Genomic DNA, 18,455 nt, shown 5'->3' on the forward strand with positions numbered 1-18,455 from the left:
ACCCCGCAGTGGCCGTCCAGGGCGCCTCGCACCACCCTCACGGAGGGTGTCCGTACGGCAACACGAGTGATCGGTTGCGCTCGCGGAGTGAGCGGGATCCAGCCTTAGTTGAACCACTGCACAGACCCCCGGGCCCACCACTTCCCCTTGTGCCCCATGGGCACTGCCGATGGACCGTACGATCACACGACGGTGTTCCGGCCATTCGGTGACACAGCTCACGCCCTCCGCGCATGCACGGATTCGCGATTTCCCGCGTCTATCCGGATGCCGGGCCCCAGCCACAGTCCGGCAACCGATCGCCGCAAGGGAGCGAGCCTTGATCACCATCATCGAGCAGGCCGTGCAGGCCCGTCTGGTCGCCGCAGCGCCGAAGGTCGAGACCGTCCCCGTCACCTTCCATTACGACCGCTCGGATCCCTTCGCCGTCCGCATGGCCTTCCCCGCTCCGGCGACCCTCGAAGGCATCGAGGTGTCGTGGACCTTCGCGCGCGAACTGCTGGAGGCGGGCCTGGACCGTCCCTGTGGCCACGGCGACGTGCGGGTGCGGCCGTACGGATCGGGCCGGACCGTGGTGGAGTTCCACGCTCCGGAGGGTGTCGCCATCGTCCTGATGGCCGCCGCCGAGCTGCGCAGCTTCCTGGAGCGGGCCGCGACCGTGGTCCCGCCGGGGCTGGAACACCTGTACCTGGACGTGGACCACAGCCTGGCCGAGCTGATGCGCGACTCCTGTTGAGGTCCGCTGTCGACACGGACCGTTCGGCGCCGGCCCGGCGAAAACCAATTGCGGGCGGCTGAGGCCCCCCGTAGCTTCGTAGACGCCCCATCGCCGCCGAAACGGAGCAGGACATTGCTCGTCTGAGGTCCGAGACACCGACCCCCCAAGCCCTTCGTCAGGAGCGCTCGTCGTCGGCTGTCTCCCCGCGTTGCACTGCACCATTCACGCAACCTGGAGGCCTCCATGAGCCATGCCCCTACGTTCGTCACGTGTTCCGCCCTGTCCTTCGACTGGCCCGACGGGACCCCCGTCTTCGACGGGCTCCAGCTCGCCGTCGGCCCCGGCCGCACCGGCCTGATCGGTCTCAACGGCTCGGGCAAGTCCACCCTGCTCAAACTGATCGCGGGTGAACTGACCGCGGGCGACGGCCAGATCGCCGTCGCCGGTACGGTCGGCCACCTCCCCCAGGGGGTCACCCTCGACACCACGCTGCGCGTGGACGAGGCACTCGGAATCGCCGCGGTCCGCACCGCCCTGCACGCCATCGAGGCGGGCGAGGCCACCGCGTCCAACTTCGCCGCGGTCGGCGACGACTGGGACGTGGAGGAGCGGGCGACCGCCACCCTCGACCAGCTGGGGCTGGGCCGGATCGGCCTCGACCGCACGGTCGGCGAACTGTCCGGCGGCGAGTCCGTGCTGCTGCGGCTGGCGGCCCTGCTGATCGCGCGGCCGGACGTCCTGCTGCTCGACGAACCCACCAACAACCTCGACCTGCGGGCCCGACGCCGGCTCTACGCCGCCGTCGACTCCTGGACCGGCGTCCTGGTCCTGGTCAGCCACGACCGGGAACTGCTGGACCGGGTGGACCAGATCGCCGAACTGCGCGAGGGCGAGGTCCGCTGGTACGGCGGGAACTTCAGCGCCTACGAGGAGGTGCTGGCCGCCGAGCAGGAGACCGCCGAGCGGCTGGTCCGGGTCGCCGAGGCCGACGTACAGCGCCAGAAGCGCGAACTGTCCGACGCGCACGTCAAGTTGGCCCGACGCAAGCGGTACGGCCAGAAGATGAACGACACCAAGCGCGAGCCCAAGATCGTGATGGGCGAGCGGAAGCGACAGGCCCAGGTGTCGGCGGGCAAGCACCGCATCATGCACACCGAGAAGCTCGCGCAGGCGCGCGAACGGCTCGACCAGGCGGTGGAGGCGGTGCGCGACGACGACGAGATCCGCATCGAGCTGCCCGCCACCCTGGTTCCACCCGGGCGCGGCGTGCTGACCCTGCGCGGCCTGCACCTGGCGCACGCGGGCTCACCGGCCGTCCCCGACGCGTGGGAACTGCGCGGGCCGGAGCGGATCGCCCTGGTCGGACGCAACGGTTCGGGCAAGACCACCTTGCTGCGCACGGTGGCCGGGCTGGTCCCGCCGGTGGCCGGGGAGGCGGTGGCGCACGTACCGGTGCGCTTCCTGCCGCAGCGGCTCGACGTCCTCGACGACGGGTTGTCGGTGGTGGCGAACGTGGCCCGGTTCGCGCCGCAGGCGACGAACAACGGGATCCGGGCGCGGCTCGCGCACTTCCTCTTCCGCGGCGCCCGGGCCGACCGGCTCGCGGGAACCCTGTCGGGCGGCGAGCGCTTCCGGGCGGCGCTCGCGGCGCTGCTCCTGGCGGAACCGGCTCCGCAGCTACTGATGCTGGACGAGCCGACGAACAACCTGGACCTGGCGAGCGTACGGCAGTTGACGGAGGCGTTGGATTCGTACGAGGGGGCGCTCATCGTGGCCAGTCACGACGTGCCGTTCCTGGAATCGATCGGCATCACCCGCTGGCTGCTGCTCGACGACGAACTGCGCCCGACCACGGCGCAGGAGGTCCGCGAGTCCATGTGGCAGGACTGATCAGCACCCGGTGGGACCGGGCGGGGCCGACCCGCTCCACCCGTCGACGCGCCCGGCGCTCCCCCCTCACGGGGCGGGGCGCCGGGCGCCCGTCGTCGTAGCGCCGAGCCTTCCGAGGGAGTCCTCCGGCGCCGACAGGTCGCCGCGTGTGACACTTGCACTACTGAACGTAGCGTAGTAGGTGCACAGTGCCACTAGTCGTACGACCGCCTACCGCTTTCTCAGGGCATTCCAGGAGAGGGGAACCGCGCCATGCCACCGAGGAGCACGCCGACCGCCCGGCAGCAGCGCCTGGGCGCCGAGCTGCGCAGACTCCGCGAGCGGTCGGGCACGACCGTGCAACAGGCCGCGGCGCTGCTGGGGGTCGACCGCACCCGCATCCCCAACATCGAGTCCGGCCGGCTCGGCATCACCGCGGAGCGGGTCCGCACGCTGGCCCACCACTACGCCTGCCCCGACGTCGCGCTCGTGGACCTGCTCGCGGGGATGACCCGGGAGCGCGACAAGGGGTGGTGGGAGGAGCATCGCGCCCTGCTACCGCCGGGGTTGCTCGACATCTGCGAACTGGAGCACCACAGCGTCGAGTTGCACACGGCCGTGACCGCGCACATACCCGGCCTGTTGCAGACCGAGGCCCACGCGCGGGCGGTCTTCGAAACCGCCGACCCGCCGCTCCCGGCGGCCGAGGTGCGGGCCCGGCTGGCGCTGCGCATGGGCCGGCGGGAGATCTTCGCGCGCGAGCGGCCCCCGACCTACGAAGCGGTGGTGCACGAGGCGGCGCTGCGCATGCGGTTCGGCGGGCCGGGGGCGGCCCGGGCGCAACTGGAGCACATCCTGGCAGAGTCGGAGCGCGAGCGCACGACGGTCCGGGTGATCCCCTTCACCGCGGGCGGCCTGCCCGGCGCGGGCCAGTCGTTCACCTACGCGGCGGCGACGATGAGCCAGCTGGACACCGTGCAGCTCGACAGCGCGCACGGGTCGGCGCTCCTTGACTCGCAGGGGGAGCTGTCGCGCTACCGGGGGCTGCTGGAGCGGCTCCGGGGCCTGTCACTGACCGCGACCGCATCCCGCGATGCCATCCGCGCGATCGCGCGGGACCTGTGAGGCCCGCGCGGAAGCGGTGAACCCGCCGCGCGCGGGACCCGTGTGCGCACCGAAGGGACACCACAGGGCGCCACGCACACCACGAAGCACACGGACGAGACGATGCACCACGGACACCGGAAGAAGGACGACATGAGCGCGATGACCACCGCGGCCACCGCAGCCCCCGCCACCGCCCCCGCCCCCGCCATCGACTGGGACCGGGCCTTCTGCAGCGAGGGCGCGAACTGCTTCCGCTTCGGCCTGGACGCCGACGGCAGGGCCTACATCGGCACGACCGGCTCCGCCGCCTACGTCTCGGACTCGACGGAAGCGCTCCGCGCGCTGATCACGGCGGTCAAGGGCGGCGCCGCGGATCACCTTCTGGTGTGACTTTGCGCGTCCCCGCGCCGCCTAGAACTGCATACATAACCGGACGTAACCAGGCACCCCCAGGGGTGGGGCTTGGTTCCTCTTGATGCCGCGCTTAACCTACGGGTTCGTAGGCTACGGAACCGTAGGTATTCGCTTTGTCCCCAGGAGCACCCGTGACGATCACCTCTCCCCACCTCGGCAGCTCGGAGGCGTGGACCGACGCCAAGCTGCTGTTCGCGCTGGAAGAGGTGGTGGAGAAAGAGCTCAACCGTCACCTGAAGGTGACGAAGGACTGGATGCCGCACGAGTACGTTCCGTGGAGCGACGGGCGCAATTTCCCGGGGTTCTTCGAGGACGGCGAGGAGTGGGCGGTCGGCCAGTCCAAGGTCACCGACATCGGCCGCACGGCGCTGGTGGTCAACCTCCTCACCGAGGACAACCTCCCCAGCTACCACCACGAGATCGCTTCCCTCTTCGGCCGCAACGGCGCCTGGGGCACCTGGGTGCACCGCTGGACCGCTGAGGAGGGGCGCCACGGCATCGTGATGCGCGACTACCTGCTCGCGTCCCGCGCGGTGGACCCGGACAAGCTCGAAGAGTTCCGGATGATGCACATGGCGGAGGGCTTCGAGTCCGACAACCGGCACTCCATGCTGCACTCGGTGGCGTACGTCGCCTTCCAGGAGCTGGCCACCCGCATCTCGCACCGCAACACCGGCCACCAGTCGGGCGACCCGGTCTGCGACCGGATGCTCGCCCGCATCGCGGCCGACGAGAACCTGCACATGATCTTCTACCGCAACCTGCTCGGCGCCGCCTTCGAGCTGGCCCCGGACCTGACGATGCAGGCCGTGCGCGACGTGGTCGTCGACTTCCGGATGCCGGGACACGGCATGCCGGGCTTCGAGCGGGCCGCGGCGCAGATGGCCATCGGCGGCATCTACAACATGCGCATCCACCACGACGACGTGCTGAGCCCGGTGCTCCGCTTCCTCAAGGTCATGGACATCGACGGCCTCGGCCCCGACGGCCAGAAGGCCCAGGACGAGCTGGGCATGTACATGGCCGGCCTGGACTCCGAGGCCCGCAAGTTCGACGAGCGCCTCGCCGCCCGCGCGGCGCGCATCGCGGCCCGCAAGGCCTGATCGCGAGCGGTCGGGGCCCCGCCCCGCGCCGTGTGAAGCGTGAAGTGTGACGGCGGTCCCCCGGTAGAGCCCCGCTCTACCGGGGGACCGCCGCGTTCGTGAGCGACGCGGCCGGGCCGACGCGTCAACCGCGCGGGCGCAGGGCGTGGCGTTCGCCCTCCGAGAGACCGCCCCAGACACCGAAGCGCTCGTCGTTGGCCAGGGCGTACTCCAGGCAGGCGACCCGTCCCTCGCAGGCTCCGCACAGGCGCTTCGCGTCCCGCAGGGAGGACCCGGGCTCCGGGAAGAAGAAGCCGGGGCCCGTCTGCGCGCAGAGTGCCAGTTCGTACCAGGAGACGTCCGTCGTCGCCGTCGCCGTGCGTTCGCTCGTGTTCATCGACATGCGGCGATACTCACCGCGCCGGATGTACGTCCGATCAACGACCGATCAACAGGGCGGCACGGCGTCGTTGATCACCCCGGACGGCGACCCGGTCGGCGCCCCCGATCGAGGCACCTCAGTCCTCGGCCCTCAGCCCGCAACCCTCAGTCCTCAGCCCTCAGTCCTCGTGCCGGGCGCGGCTCGGTTGGACCCGCTTCGGTTCGCCCGGCATCTTCGGGTGGTCCGGGGGGTAGGGCATGTCGCCCATGCCGCGCTCGTGCTCGTCGCGGTCCGCCAGGGCCAGGACCGCTTCCAGGCCGAAGGCGTGGTCGTCCATGTCCGCGTGGACGTCGCCCAGCTCGGCGAAGCGCTTCGGCATCGTCACGATGTCGAAGTCCCGCGGCTCGGCCGCGTCCACCTCGTCCCAGCGCAGGGGCGCGGAGACCGGGGCGTGGGGGCGGGGCCGGACGGAGTAGGCCGAGGCGATGGTGCGGTCGCGCGCGGTCTGGTTGTAGTCGACGAAGATCCGCTCGCCCCGTTCCTCCTTCCACCAGGCCGTGGTGACCTTCCCGGGCATCCGGCGCTCCAGCTCCCGGCCCAGCGCGATCGCGCAGCGCCGGACCTCGGCGAAGGTCCAGCGGGGCTCGATCGGCACGAAGACGTGCAGGCCCCGGCCCCCCGAAGTCTTGGGCCAGCCGCGCAGGCCCAGCTCTTCCAGCAGCGCGCGCAGCTCGTGGGCCACCGCCACCGCGTGGTGGTAGTCCGTCCCCGGTTGCGGATCGAGGTCGATGCGCAGCTCGTCGGGACGGTCGGTGTCCGCGCGTCGCACCGGCCACGGGTGGAAGGTCAGGCAGCCGAGGTTCGCCGCCCAGAGCACGGCGGCCGGCTCGGTCGGGCAGATCTCGTCGGCCGTCCGCCCGCTGGGGAAGGCGATGTGGGCGGTCGGGATCCACTCGGGCAGGTTCTTCGGCGCGCGCTTCTGGAAGAAGGACTCGCCGTCCACCCCGTCCGGGAACCGCTCCAGGGTCGTCGGCCGGTCGCGCAGCGCGCGCGTGATGCCCTCCGCCACGGCCAGGTAGTACTGGGCGACGTCCAGCTTGGTCAGGCCTCGCTCGGGAAAGTAGACCTTGTCCGGGCTCGACAGCCGTACGGCCCGCCCGCCCGCTTCCAACTCGATCGCCTTGCCCGCAGCACCCATGTGCGCCACGGTAGGCGGGCCCGGCACACCTCGCATACCGGGCGCGGCGGGACGTAGCGCCGCAGAATCGTAGGGACGGGTCGTCCAGAAGGTCAGGACGACCGAGAAGACCAGGTGGAGGTGGCGTGGACCTGCCCGTGATGCCCCCGGTGAAACCGATGCTCGCGAAGTCCGTGCCCGAGATTCCCCCGGGCATGCAGTACGAGGCGAAGTGGGACGGCTTCCGCGCCATCGTCCACCGGGACGGCGACGAGATCGAGATCGGCAGCCGCACCGGCAAGTCCCTGACCCGCTACTTCCCCGAACTGGTCACGGCGTTCCGGGAGGAGCTGCCCCCGCGCTGCGTCGTGGACGGGGAGATCGTCATCGTTCACGGCGGGCGGCTGGATTTCGACCGCCTGACCGAACGCATCCATCCCGCGGCGTCCCGCGTCACCCTCCTGGCCGGTACCACCCCGGCCAGCTTCATCGCCTTCGACCTGCTCGCGCTCGGCGACGAGGCCCTCCTCGACACCCCGCTCGCCGACCGGCGCACCGCACTCGCCCGCTCCCTGTCCACGGCCCGTCCCCCCGTTCATCTGGCGCCCGCGACCACCGACCCCGCGCTCGCGCGGGAGTGGTTCGAGCGGTTCGAGGGCGCCGGGCTCGACGGGGTGATCGCGAAACCGCTCGATCTGCCCTACCGGCCCGATGCCCGCCTCATGTTCAAGATCAAGCACGAGCGTACGGCCGACACCGTCGTCGCGGGTTTCCGTTTCCACAAGAGCGGTCCGATCATCGGATCGCTCCTGCTCGGCCTCCACGACGAGCACGGCGCGCTCCAACACGTGGGCGTCTGCGCCGCCTTCCCCATGAAGCGCCGCGCCGAAATGGTGGAGGAGCTGGCCCCCCTGCGCATGCCCAGCCCCGAGGGCCACCCGTGGGCGGCCTGGGCCGAAGAATCCGCTCACGAGAGCGCCCGCCTGCCGGGCGCCCAGAGCCGCTGGACCGGCAAGAAGGACCTCTCCTGGGTACCGCTGCGCCCGGAACTCGTCCTGGAGGTCGCGTACGACACCCTCTCCTACACCGCGACCCAGGCCCCCCGATTCAGGCACACGGCCCGGTTCCGCCGGTGGCGCCCGGACCGTACCGCCGAATCGTGCACCTACGAGCAACTCGAAGAACCCGAGTACAACTTGGGCGACATCCTCCCCTCGTGACCTCCCACGCCCCGGCCGCCCGCACGTCACCACGGGGCGGGTTTATGCGAAGACGCGCATAGTCCCGCCCACGCATGGACGACGCCCCGCTCCCCTCCGTACGGTCATGACCATCAGGCTCAACCGGGGGCCTGGCACCGAGGGGGCTTCACATGGCGCGTGAGGAACTGACCCGCGTGACCGGAACCGACAACGGCGACTGTAAGGACCCGTGCGGAGATGAGGACTGCCCGAACGTCTACGTGACTGCCAGCGGCTCGATCGTGGTCCAGGGCGACGTGTCCACCGCATTCCAGCCCCCGGCCGGGGAAGGACTCGTGGAGATCCCCGAAGCAGTACTCAGGGAGGCTGTACGTGCACTTGGATGGTGAAGAGTGGAAGCAACAGTTCGCCGACATCAAGGTCGAGGCTTGGCGACTGGAGACCCTGCCCCAATACCTCGTGCCGCATGAGGAGGAAGATTTCGCAGCGTTCGTAGCGGGACGTCCTACGGCTCCCTACCTGTCATCCGCATACACGGAGCGCGTTTCGAGACAGCGGGCGGAAGGCAAGCACAACGGCCGGGTACACATCGTGCGACAGCCGTTGAGCGCTTACCTACGGTTCGAATTCAGCAGGTACTACGACGTCCACGTTCAGGCAGGGGATGACATCCGCATCTTGGATGTCACCGACCGGGAAAACCCTCTTGCGGATGCCCCCGACTTCTGGATGTTCGACCGTTCCAAAGTGGTTCTCATGAACTACGAAACGGACGGCAGGCAGATCAACCGCGAACTGTACGAAGGCGACGCTGCACCATTTATCGAGTACCAACGGATTGCGCTGGCCGAATCCGTGCCGTTCAGGGAGTACGTCACCGGTGGCCATAGAGCCTGATCAGCTCGACCAGTCGGGCCTGGAGCTGGCGGCGCTCCTCAGAAGGCTACGCAGACAAGCCGGGCTCTCAGGGGCCCGGCTTGGTGCGCGTTGCAACATGTCCCAGTCCAAGATCAGCCGCATCGAGGGCAACAAGCTCCGTCCATCCCTGGTGGATGTCGAGCAGCTCCTCCGGGGGCTCGAAGCCTCATCCGCTGTTACGGCCGAGATCATGGCCGTGGCTCGGATAGCTCAGACCGAGTGGCAGGATCGAAGGGGGCTGCACCGGAAGGGCATGGACAAGAAGCAGCTGGAGCTGGCCGGGCTGGAGTCGGTGACGACAGAGTTCCGGTACTTCCTGCTTTCCATGGCTACGGGACTTCTCGCCACTCCGGAATACATCCGGGAAAGCATCGCCCATGCTCCGCCCACCCAACAGGCCAAAGCCGTCGCGATGAAGCTGGAGCGCCAAACCGTCCTGCTCAACCGCGCCAAACGGTTCACGTTCCTCCTCACGGAACAAGCCGTACGGTATCCCCTGATCCCCCCGGACGCTCTGGCCATGCAGATCGACCGTCTTTCCTCACTCGCCCGACAGGCGAATATCCGGATTGGCCTGCTACCCACGCGGGTCAAGTACAGCAACACGCCGTTGAGTACGTTCACGGTCTACGACGACCGGCTGGCTACCATCGAGACGGACCTCGGTGCGGCAGTCTTCCGTGACCCGAAGGACGTACAGGCGCTTCTCGAAAGATTTACCAGCTACGAGGAGCACGCCGAATTCGGGGACAGCGCACAGGAACTGTTGTCGGAGTGGGCTCGGCACTGCCGCCAATGATCTTTAGTCGACGACGCGAATAATTTTGGATCGCACCCTCTCGCGCTGGAATCATTCATCACGTCCGGATGATGCGGCGAAGGGTGCGTCATGGTTCCAAGCAAAACAGGCAGCGCAAGCGAACCCGGTACGCGGATGTGGGAGTACGAGACCTTCGTACCGCCGGTTGAGACGTGCTCGGAATGCGCGTGCCTGATCGCCCCGCTCGATCGCTGCCAGCGCGGGACGTACGAAAGGCGATCCGGCCCCCCGGTGGTCATCTACCGGCACATCGATTGCTCGGACCCGGATCTCGCGAAGATGCGCGTGGCAGGCAAGCGGAGGCCAGAGTGAAGCAGCGTTTCACGTTCGCCGCTCACCGGATCATCCGTGACCCCGGTACGGCACCTGTCGTGGCGGCCGAGTGCGTCACGGACGGATGCGGTTGGGCCAGCGGCCCGGACCAGGACGTGGCCGCCGTGGACCGCCTCTGCATGAAGCACACGGGCCGCAACCCGACACACAAGTGGTTCGCGCGCGAAGTCACCGACATCGCGCGGGTGGATCGGGTGACCGAGTGAACCCCCCACCCCCTGGCCCCCGGGGCGCGCCTCGGCTCCGAGCGGTAGCGCGCGACGTAGCTTGTGGGCCATGACACGGACTCAGGGGACCGGGCGCCGGCCGGGCGTGGCTCTGGCGGTGGCGGTGGCGCTCGTGGCGCTGGCGAGCGCACCCGGGGCGCTCGCGGCGCCGGCGCCGGACGCCTCCGCACGGCCGGGCGCCTTCACCTTCGCCTTCGTCGCGAACCTCCACTCCGACACGGTCTCGGTGATCGACACGCGTACCGACACGGTCGTGGACAGCGTTCGCGTGGGTGCCGGGCCCGACAGCGTGGCCGTGACTCCCGACGGCGCGCACGTCTACGTCACGAACTCCGCGGCGGACACCGTGTCCGTGATCGAGACCCGCACCAGGACGGTCGTCGACACCATCGCCGTGGGAGGGGAGCCCAGCAGGGTCACGATCTCACCGGACGGAGGGCGCGCGTACGTGGCCAACGTGAGGTCGGACGACGTCTCGGTGATCAGCACCCGAACGCGGAAGGTCACGGACACCGTCAAGGTGGGGGACTCGCCCCTGGGCCTGGCCGTACTCCCGGACGGCTCCCGCCTCTACGTCGCCAACGCCGCTTCGGACGACGTCTCGGTGGTCCGGACCGACACCAACACGGTCGTGGGCACGGTCCCCGTGGGCAACGGTCCCACCGCACTGGCCCTCACCCCGGACGGCCGCGAGCTCTACGTCTCGGACCTGACCTCGGCCGACGTGTCGGTGATCGAGACCTGCGGCAACACGGTCACGGCCCGCGTCCCGGTCGGAGTGCAGCCCGCCGGCATCGGCGCCGGCCCCGACGGACGCCACGTCTACGTGGCCAACATCGGGTCGAGCAGCGTGTCGGTGATCAGCACCCGTACCCATCGCGTCACGGACACCATCGAGGTGGGCGTCGGCCCCAACGGACTCGCCGTCGGCCCCGACGGCTCCCACCTCTACGTCAGCGAATTCGAAGCGGACACGGTGTCGGTCATCGACACGGCGGCCGCGCGGGTCACCGCCACGGTGCCCGTCGGCGACGGGCCGACCGGCGTCGCGGTCACGCCGCGCAAGCGCGGTCCGGGAACCACGGGACGGTGATCCTCCAGCGCTGCCGGTCCTCGGTGTCGCCGTGATCAACGAGCCCTTGTGAGCTTCTCCCACTCCTCGCGGTCCGGGCCGGCCGTGCCCGGTGCGTAGTCGGGGCGCTGCGCCAACCACCGCGCGACCCGGGCCCGGATCTCCGGATCGGCGTAGGCCCGCTCCGGCGGGTCGACCAGGTGCCGCACCCGCGCCCGGGCCCGCATCACCTCCGGGTCGTCCAGGGCGCAGTCGAACAGCGCGGCCGTCTCACGGGCCGTACCGGTGCGGCCGGCCCGGGCCGCGAACCGCTCCCCCACCGCAGTGTCCGCCACCACCTGGAAGTCGAACCACGGCTTGAGCGTGCGCACCGCCCACGCGTGGTGCTCGGCGGCGAAACGTGCCGACCCCGGGTCGCGGTGCGCCGTACGGGCCACGCGCAGCGCGGCCCACAGCGCGAGCGAGGTGCCCTGCGCCAGGGTCGGGTTGGTGTGGGTGATCGCGTCCCCGATCGGCACGATCCCGCTGACCACCGGTCCCCGTTCGTCGACCAGGGCGCTCCACCGGTTGTCCAGGCCCGCCGTGGCCATGACCTCGGACAGCGGTTCGGCGCCCAGCTCCAGCCAGGCCGCACCGGGCGGGAAGGCCCGCGCCACGGCCTCGAAGACGGCCGGATCCCGCAGCGCGCCGCGGGTCTCGTCCTGCGTGTGGACGAAGAGGGTCACCGCGAACGCCCCGTTGTCGGCCGGGAAGACGGCGCATCCGGCGAAGGGGCCGCCGGTCACCGCCCACGGGCGGCGCGGGCCCTCCGGGCGCCCCTCAGGCAGGCGGTACCAGCGGCAGAAGTAGGCGATCCCCGTGCGGTGGCGCTCCACGACCGCCGGCCGGCAGCCGGCCAGCGCGAGCCAGCGTTCGACGCCGCCGCGCCGCCCGCCCGCGTCCACGACGAGGTCACCCGCGTACTCCCCCAGCGCCGTCTCCACCCCCGTCACCCGTACGCAGTCCCCAGCCACCCCAGCCGCCCCAGCGGTCGCAGCCGTACCGGCCCCGGCCCCCGCTCTCGCCGCGCGCTCCGTCAGCAGCCCGGTGACCGGCTCGCCGTACCGCGTGACCACCCCGGACTCGCCGCGCAGCGCGGTGACCAGGGCGCTCTCCAGCACGATGCGCCGGGCCTGGAGCATGACGAGGTCCTCGTCCCCGGGCCGGGCGGGCGGGCGTTCGTCGAACCAGTCCAGTTCGTGCCGCTCCCGGGCGCCGAGGCGGAGCATCTCCCGGTACACGTCCGGCAGTACGTCGCGCAGCAGCGTGCGCGCCGCCCCGAGCAGGACGTGGGGCTGCGTCGCCTGCGGTACGGAGGGGCGCCGCCAGCCGAAGAAGTCCCGGTCCAGGGCGGTTCCCGGGGCCCGGCTGTCGCGCTCGAACAGCTCGGCCGTGTGCCCGTGCCGCGCCGCGAGCAACGCGGTGGCCAACCCTCCGACACCGCCGCCGATGACCAACACATGTGCCATTGCGTCCCCCAGAGCCGAAGGTGCGGTGCGAGCGGTACGACGATCAGATCGCCTCCAGAGCCTGTGCGGGCCAGGCTCGGGCGAAACCCGCACAAATGAGCGAGCGCCTGGTGGGAGGAGGCGTACCGGGACCCACCGGACGCCGTCACCTCACCCGGTGGCCACTCCCGTCGCCGACGCCCCGGCCCCCGCCGCCCGGACCTCCGCCCCCGTCAGATCCGCGTTGATCTCCATCCCCGCGCGCACCCCCTGCGCGGCCGCGGCGATCACGGTGTCCGTCGGCGAGGTCACGTTGCCCGCCACCCATACCCCCGGGAGCGCCGTCGCCCCGCCCGGCCCCGCCTCGACCGCGGTGCCGAGGTCGTGACCGTCGCGCTCCTGCCGTACGGCCGTGATCCCCAGGCTGCTCAACACTCCCGAACGGGCCGTGAACCGCGGGGCCACGACCAGCGCCTCGCACGCGACGGCCGCCCCGCCCGCCAGGGTCACGCCCGCCAGTCGGTCCTCCCCGGTCAGCGCGAGCCCCCGGACCTCCCCCTCCACCACCGCGACGCCCCGCGCGGCCAGCGCCGCCCGGTCGTCCTCCGGCACCCGCCAGGTGTGCGCCAGCAGGGTGACCCGCGGGGTCCACTGCCGCCACAGGTGTGCCTGGTGCACCGCGAGCGGACCGGTGGCCAGGACCGCGAGCGGGCGGTCCCGCCACTCCCAGCCGTCGCAGTACGGACAGTGCAGTACGTCGCGGCCCCAGCGGGCGGCGAGGCCCGGCACCTCGGGCAGCTCGTCGCGCAGACCGGTGGCCACCAGGAGCCGCGCGGCGCGGACCGTGGAACCGTCGCCGAGGCGCACCAGGAAGCCGCCGCCGGGCAACCGGTCGGCGGCGATGGCCGTACCGGGAACGATCCGGGCGCCGTAGCCGATCGCCTCCGCCCGCCCCCGGGCCAGCAGCTCCGCCGGGGGTACGCCGTCGTGGCCGAGATATCCGTGCACGTGGGCGGCCGGGGCGTTGCGGGGGCTGCCCGAGTCGATCACCAGGACCGAGCGTCGGGCGCGGGACAGGGTCACCGCCGCGCCCAGCCCCGCGGCCCCACCCCCCACGACCACGACCTCCACGTCCGCCTCCGCCTCCACCTCGGCCCCGTCCACACCCACACCCGCACCCGCACCCGCACCCGCACCCGCACTCACACCGTTCGTCCTCATGCGGCGAGGATGCGCGCCCGGAATCCCGCTTGACAAATGGTGTTGCCGAACCGGCAAATGGGATCATGGTTGCCGCCGAGAACGACGCGTCCGCGGGGTCCGACGAAGAGGACCTCGCCCGGGTGCTCACCACCGTGGGACCGCGCCTGCGCACCCTGCGGCAGGAGCGCGGGACCACCCTCGCCCAGCTCAGCGAGGCCACCGGCATCTCCCTCTCCACGCTCTCCCGGCTGGAGTCCGGACGCCGCCGGCCCACCCTGGAACTGCTGCTCCCGCTGGCCAAGGCCCACCGCGTCGCGCTCGACGAGCTGGTCGGCGCCCCGGACACCGGGGACCCGCGGGTCCGGCCGCGCCCCTTCGTCCGGCACGGGACGACGTACATCCCGCTGACCAGGAACTTCGGCGGAGTACACGCCTTCAAGCAGATCCTCCCGCCCGCCACCGAGCCGGTCGGCAACCCGCGGCTGGGCGTGCACGAGGGCTACGAGTGGCTGTACGTCCTGTCCGGACGGCTGCGCCTGGTGCTCGGCGACCACGACCTGGTGCTCGGCCCCGGGGAGGCCGCCGAGTTCGACACCCGCACCCCGCACGCCTTCTTCAACGCGGTCGCGCAACCCACCGAGTACCTGAGCCTGTTCGGTCCGCAGGGCGAGCGCATCCACGTACGCGCCAGGCCCACCACGCGGGACAAGAACGCACCATGACCGCGGCGCGTAGGGCGCCACCCCGACGCCACCCCGACGCCTCTCCGACGCCTCTCCGACGCCACCCCGACGTCCCGCCGACGGCGGGTCAGGTCGAGCACGGCCGCGCGCCCGCCCGCTACGACCGCACCGCCACCCGCGGCGCGAAGTTGCCCTCGCTCAGGTCCTCCGCCAGCAGCCGCTTCGCGATCGCGTCGGCCGCCACCCGCAGTTCGGCGCTGCGCGGCCGGCCGCGGTCGCGCTCCAGCTGGTCGCCGAGCCAGTCGGCCCAGGCGGCGGAGATCACCCCGGCCTCGCGCGCACCGGCCGGGGTGTGCGAGAAGAAGCTGCCCTCCCGCGTCAGGTAGCCCTCCGCGACCATCCGGTCGAAGACGGGCACCAGCACCTCCGCGGGCAGCGAGCGGCGGGAGGCGATCAGGCCGAGGCTGGCGTAGCCGACCGTGCGGGTCAGCAGATCCACCTGCATGACGGCCCACGCGCCCGCCATGTCGAGCCGGGTGTCGGAGGCGCTGACGATGCCCCGCGCCTGCTCCGGGCCCATGGTCCGGACGATCCTGCCCACCGCCAGTTCCAGCAGTTTGGCCGAATCCCCGGAGGCCGTCGCCGGCGAGGCGAAGCCGTCGCCCATGTCGGTCGAGCCGGCCTTGGCGGTGTCGCGCAGCGCGACCTGCTTGAGGAAGAGCGCGACGACGAAGCCCACCGCCGCGACCGGCACCGTCCACAGGAAGACGGTCTGCAACGCGTCCGTGTACGCGGAGATCACCGGGGTGGCCGCGGCCGTCGGCAGTCCGTGCACGCCCTTCGGGTTCCCCGCCTGGGCGGCGATCTGTGCCGGGTCGCCGCCCGTGGCCTTGGCCGCCTCGGCCACGGCCGAGGTCAGGGCGGGCCCGAGGCTGTTGGCGTAGATGGTGCCGAAGACCGCGGTGCCGAAGGCGCTGCCCAGGGTCCGGAAGAAGGTGACCCCCGAGGTGGCGGTACCGAGGTCGGCGTAGTCCACGGTGTTCTGCACGGCGATGGTCAGGACCTGCATCGACAGGCCGATCCCGACGCCGAGCACGAACATGTACAGCGATTCCAGCGCGACGCCGGTCCCCGGGCCCATTCGCGAGAGCAGGTAGAGCCCGATGCCCATGACCAGGGAACCCACGATGGGGAAGATCCGGTACCGCCCGGTCTTGCTGGTGACGTTGCCGCTGAAGACGGAGGCGATCAACAGGCCGAAGACCAGCGGCAGGGTCCGCACGCCCGAGATCGTGGCCGAATCCCCGTCCACGTACTGGAGGTAGGTCGGCAGGAAGGTCATCGCGCCGAGCATCGCGAAGCCGACGACGAAGCTCAGTACGGAGCACACGGTGAAGACCGGGTTGCGGAACAGCCGCATGGGCAGCATCGGTTCGGCCGCGCGGGTCTCGGCCAGGCAGAACAGGGCGAGTGCGAGCACCCCGCCCACGAAGAGACCGATGATGGCCGGCGAACTCCAGGCGTACTCGTTGCCGCCCCAACTCGTGCCCAGGATCAGCGCGCTGGAGCCGATCGCGACGAGGGCGATGCCGAGGTAGTCGATCGCCGGCCGCGCGCCCGACCGTACCGAGGGGATCGTCCGGGCCGCGGCCAGCACCACCAGGACCGCGATCGGCACATTGACGTAGAAGGCCCAGCGCCAGCTCAGGTGGTCGGTGAACAGCCCGCCCAGCAGGGGCCCGATGACCGTCGCGACGCCGAACACGGCGCCGATCGCGCCCTGGTACTTGCCCCGCTCGCGCAGCGGCACCACATCGGCGATCAGTGCCATGGAGGTGACCATCAGGCCGCCCGCACCGATGCCCTGCACGCCCCGCCACACGATGAGCAGGAGCATGTTGCTCGCCAGCCCGCAGAGGAACGAGCCGGTGATGAAGACGACCGCGGAGATCTGGAAGATGACCTTGCGCCCGAAGAGGTCGCCGAACTTGCCCACCAGCACCGTGGCGACGGTCTCCGCGAGGAGGTACGAGGTCACCACCCAGGACATGTGGTCGCCGCCGCCGAGATCCGCCACGATCGTGGGCAGGGCGGTGCCCACGATCGTCTGGTCGAGGGCTGCCAGCAGCACGCCGAGCATGATCGTGCCGAAGATGACGTTGCGCCGGCGCCGGTCGAGCACGGGCGGCGCGGCGACTATCGCGGGAGCTGTGGTCACATCTCGCACTCTCACAGCGCCGCCGCCCGGCCGCATGCGGCGCTCGGCCGAACGGGTCACCCCGCGGACCCGGGCGCCGGCCCCCGAAAGGGACCGGCGCAGGGGACCGGCGCGGGGGATCAGCGCAGGTAGGACAGGCCCGGATGGTCCTGCACGTAGCCGTCCAGCAGGCGCCGGGCCACCGCCACCGAGTCCACCAGCGGGTGCAGCGCGAAGGCCTTGACCGCGTCCCGGCGCGAGCCGCTGGCCGAGGCCGCCAGCACCTCCCGCTCGACGCCCTTGACCGCGGTCACCAGACCGACCGCGTGATAGGGCAGCGGATCGACGGCCACCGGATGCGCACCGTTGGCGTCGACCAGGCAGGGCACCTCGATGACGGCCTGCGGGTCGAGCACCGACAGGGTGGTGCGGTTGCGGACGTTGAGGATCAGCGTGGCGCGCTCGTCCCGGGCGATGGCCCGCATCAGCGCGAGCGCGACCTTCTCGTACCCGCCGGACTCCAGGTCGCTCTCCTCGCGGTCGCCGGCGCCCGCCGCGTCGCGGTTCTCGGCCATGTAGGTGGCCTCGCGCTCGGCCCGGGTGCGGTCCCACGCGGCGAGCGCCGCGCCGGGCCGCTGACCGGGGCGCTCTGCCTCGGCGTAGAAGGCCCGCTGCTGGTCGCGCAGGAAGGCGCCGCGGGTCTGCCGGGCCTCCTGGTAGGCGCGGACCGTCTCGCGGTTGAAGTAGTAGTAGTGCAGGTACTCGTTCGGGATCGCGCCGAGCGAGCGCAGCCACTCGGCGCCGAAGAGCCGCCCCTCCTCGAAGGACTCCAGGGCGGCGGTGTCGGCCAGCAGCCGGGGCAGTTCGTCGCGGCCGCCGATGTGCAGGCCGCGGACCCAGCCCAGGTGGTTGAGGCCGACGTAGTCGATCCAGGCCTCTTCGGGGCGGGCGCCGAGGAGCCGGGCGATCCGGCGCCCGAGGCCCACCGGGGAGTCGCAGATCCCGATGACCCGGTCGCCCAGCTCCTCGGCCATCGCCTCGGTGACGAGCCCGGCCGGATTGGTGAAGTTGATGACCCAGGCCCCGGGTGCGCTACGGGCCACCCGGCGGGCGATCTCCCGCGCCACCGGCACCGTGCGCAGGCCGTACGCGATCCCGCCCGCGCCGACGGTCTCCTGGCCCAGCACTCCCTCGGCCAGCGCGACCCGCTCGTCCGTGGCGCGCCCGTCCAGGCCGCCGACGCGGATGGCGGAGAAGACGAAGTCGGCCCCGCGCAGGGCCTCGTCGAGGTCCTTGGTCGCGATCACTTCCGGCGCGTCGGACACCCCCGCGGCGGCGGCCTGGTCCGCGAGCACCCGGGCCATGGCGGCGAGGCGGCCGGGATCGGCGTCGTAGAGCGTCACGCGGGTCACCCGGCCCTCGGCGTGGTCGCCGAGCAGGGCCCCGTACACCAGCGGTACCCGGAAACCGCCCCCACCGAGGATCGTCAGCCGCACGCCCAACCGCCCTTCGCCCGCGCGGCGTCGCCCGCCGCGCTCCGGGCCCGGGCTCCGAGGAGCGCTCC

The 18,455-nt window shown here is 71.5% G+C and carries 18 protein-coding genes; 12 read left to right on the forward strand and 6 right to left on the reverse strand.

The window, feature by feature from the left end; genetic code table 11:
* The first annotated feature begins 319 nt into the window (after positions 1–319).
* The 5 genes from ACIQWR_RS15115 (at position 320) to ACIQWR_RS15135 (ending at position 5,211) form a co-directional block, all read left to right on the forward strand.
* Positions 320–736 carry an SsgA family sporulation/cell division regulator gene (locus tag ACIQWR_RS15115; RefSeq protein ID WP_404008768.1) on the forward strand — a complete coding sequence of 139 codons (417 nt, stop codon included), beginning with the start codon at positions 320–322 and terminating at the stop codon, positions 734–736.
* Positions 737–961: 225 nt separating this feature from the next.
* Positions 962–2,608 (forward strand): ABC-F family ATP-binding cassette domain-containing protein, encoded by a 1,647-nt coding sequence (locus tag ACIQWR_RS15120; RefSeq protein ID WP_404008771.1) that lies wholly within the window; start codon positions 962–964, stop codon positions 2,606–2,608.
* 252 nt (positions 2,609–2,860) lie between these two features.
* A complete protein-coding gene (locus tag ACIQWR_RS15125; protein ID WP_404008773.1) occupies positions 2,861–3,712 on the forward strand; it encodes a helix-turn-helix domain-containing protein in 852 nt (283 codons plus the stop codon).
* A gap of 132 nt (positions 3,713–3,844) precedes the next feature.
* Positions 3,845–4,084, forward strand: a complete 240-nt coding sequence (locus ACIQWR_RS15130) for a hypothetical protein (protein WP_404008776.1) — start codon at positions 3,845–3,847, stop codon at positions 4,082–4,084.
* A 155-nt stretch (positions 4,085–4,239) separates the two neighbouring features.
* A complete protein-coding gene (locus tag ACIQWR_RS15135; RefSeq protein WP_404008779.1) occupies positions 4,240–5,211 on the forward strand; it encodes an acyl-ACP desaturase in 972 nt (323 codons plus the stop codon).
* 124 nt (positions 5,212–5,335) lie between these two features.
* Here the strand turns inward: ACIQWR_RS15135 and ACIQWR_RS15140 are convergent, their stop codons facing one another.
* Positions 5,336–5,593: a WhiB family transcriptional regulator gene (locus ACIQWR_RS15140; RefSeq protein WP_385772264.1), complete on the reverse strand. Its 258-nt coding sequence runs from the start codon at positions 5,591–5,593 to the stop codon at positions 5,336–5,338.
* Positions 5,594–5,750: 157 nt separating this feature from the next.
* Entirely contained in the window at positions 5,751–6,770 is a 1,020-nt protein-coding gene (gene ligD / locus ACIQWR_RS15145; RefSeq protein WP_404008782.1) for a non-homologous end-joining DNA ligase, read from the reverse strand.
* 125 nt (positions 6,771–6,895) lie between these two features.
* Between ligD and ACIQWR_RS15150 the strand changes: the two genes are divergently transcribed.
* The 6 genes from ACIQWR_RS15150 to ACIQWR_RS15175 all read left to right on the forward strand — a co-directional run bounded on the left by ACIQWR_RS15150 (position 6,896) and on the right by ACIQWR_RS15175 (position 11,342).
* Positions 6,896–7,969, forward strand: a complete 1,074-nt coding sequence (locus tag ACIQWR_RS15150; protein WP_404008785.1) for an ATP-dependent DNA ligase — start codon at positions 6,896–6,898, stop codon at positions 7,967–7,969.
* Positions 7,970–8,121: 152 nt separating this feature from the next.
* On the forward strand, positions 8,122–8,340 hold the full coding sequence (locus ACIQWR_RS15155; protein ID WP_404008788.1) for a hypothetical protein: 219 nt from the start codon (positions 8,122–8,124) through the stop codon (positions 8,338–8,340).
* Complete coding sequence (locus ACIQWR_RS15160) at positions 8,324–8,848, forward strand: DUF6879 family protein (protein ID WP_404008791.1); 525 nt, start codon at positions 8,324–8,326, stop codon at positions 8,846–8,848. The genes ACIQWR_RS15155 and ACIQWR_RS15160 overlap by 17 nt, the downstream gene beginning before the upstream one ends.
* Positions 8,832–9,668 carry a Scr1 family TA system antitoxin-like transcriptional regulator gene (locus ACIQWR_RS15165; RefSeq protein ID WP_404008794.1) on the forward strand — a complete coding sequence of 279 codons (837 nt, stop codon included), beginning with the start codon at positions 8,832–8,834 and terminating at the stop codon, positions 9,666–9,668. Before ACIQWR_RS15160 ends, ACIQWR_RS15165 begins: the two co-directional genes overlap by 17 nt.
* 329 nt (positions 9,669–9,997) lie before the next feature.
* On the forward strand, positions 9,998–10,228 hold the full coding sequence (locus ACIQWR_RS15170) for a hypothetical protein (RefSeq protein WP_404008797.1): 231 nt from the start codon (positions 9,998–10,000) through the stop codon (positions 10,226–10,228).
* A 70-nt stretch (positions 10,229–10,298) separates the two neighbouring features.
* On the forward strand, positions 10,299–11,342 hold the full coding sequence (locus tag ACIQWR_RS15175; protein ID WP_404008800.1) for a beta-propeller fold lactonase family protein: 1,044 nt from the start codon (positions 10,299–10,301) through the stop codon (positions 11,340–11,342).
* A 35-nt stretch (positions 11,343–11,377) separates the two neighbouring features.
* Here ACIQWR_RS15175 and ACIQWR_RS15180 read toward each other — a convergent pair whose 3' ends face one another.
* Both ACIQWR_RS15180 and ACIQWR_RS15185 read right to left on the reverse strand, forming a co-directional pair.
* A complete protein-coding gene (locus ACIQWR_RS15180; protein WP_404008803.1) occupies positions 11,378–12,829 on the reverse strand; it encodes an NAD(P)/FAD-dependent oxidoreductase in 1,452 nt (483 codons plus the stop codon).
* A 150-nt stretch (positions 12,830–12,979) separates the two neighbouring features.
* Entirely contained in the window at positions 12,980–14,029 is a 1,050-nt protein-coding gene (locus ACIQWR_RS15185) for an NAD(P)/FAD-dependent oxidoreductase (protein WP_404008805.1), read from the reverse strand.
* Positions 14,030–14,094: 65 nt separating this feature from the next.
* Here ACIQWR_RS15185 and ACIQWR_RS15190 point away from each other — a divergent pair, with 65 nt between their 5' ends.
* Positions 14,095–14,733, forward strand: a complete 639-nt coding sequence (locus ACIQWR_RS15190) for a helix-turn-helix domain-containing protein (protein ID WP_404008808.1) — start codon at positions 14,095–14,097, stop codon at positions 14,731–14,733.
* Positions 14,734–14,851: 118 nt separating this feature from the next.
* On the opposite strand, the gene ACIQWR_RS15195 is transcribed toward ACIQWR_RS15190, so the two are convergent.
* Positions 14,852–16,948: an MDR family MFS transporter gene (locus ACIQWR_RS15195; RefSeq protein ID WP_404009352.1), complete on the reverse strand. Its 2,097-nt coding sequence runs from the start codon at positions 16,946–16,948 to the stop codon at positions 14,852–14,854.
* An 83-nt stretch (positions 16,949–17,031) separates the two neighbouring features.
* Positions 17,032–18,387: a 6-phospho-beta-glucosidase gene (locus ACIQWR_RS15200; RefSeq protein WP_404008810.1), complete on the reverse strand. Its 1,356-nt coding sequence runs from the start codon at positions 18,385–18,387 to the stop codon at positions 17,032–17,034.
* Positions 18,388–18,455: the final 68 nt, after the last annotated feature.

The sequence above is a fragment of the Streptomyces sp. NPDC098789 genome, from assembly GCF_044759975.1.
Taxonomy (GTDB): domain Bacteria; phylum Actinomycetota; class Actinomycetes; order Streptomycetales; family Streptomycetaceae; genus Streptomyces.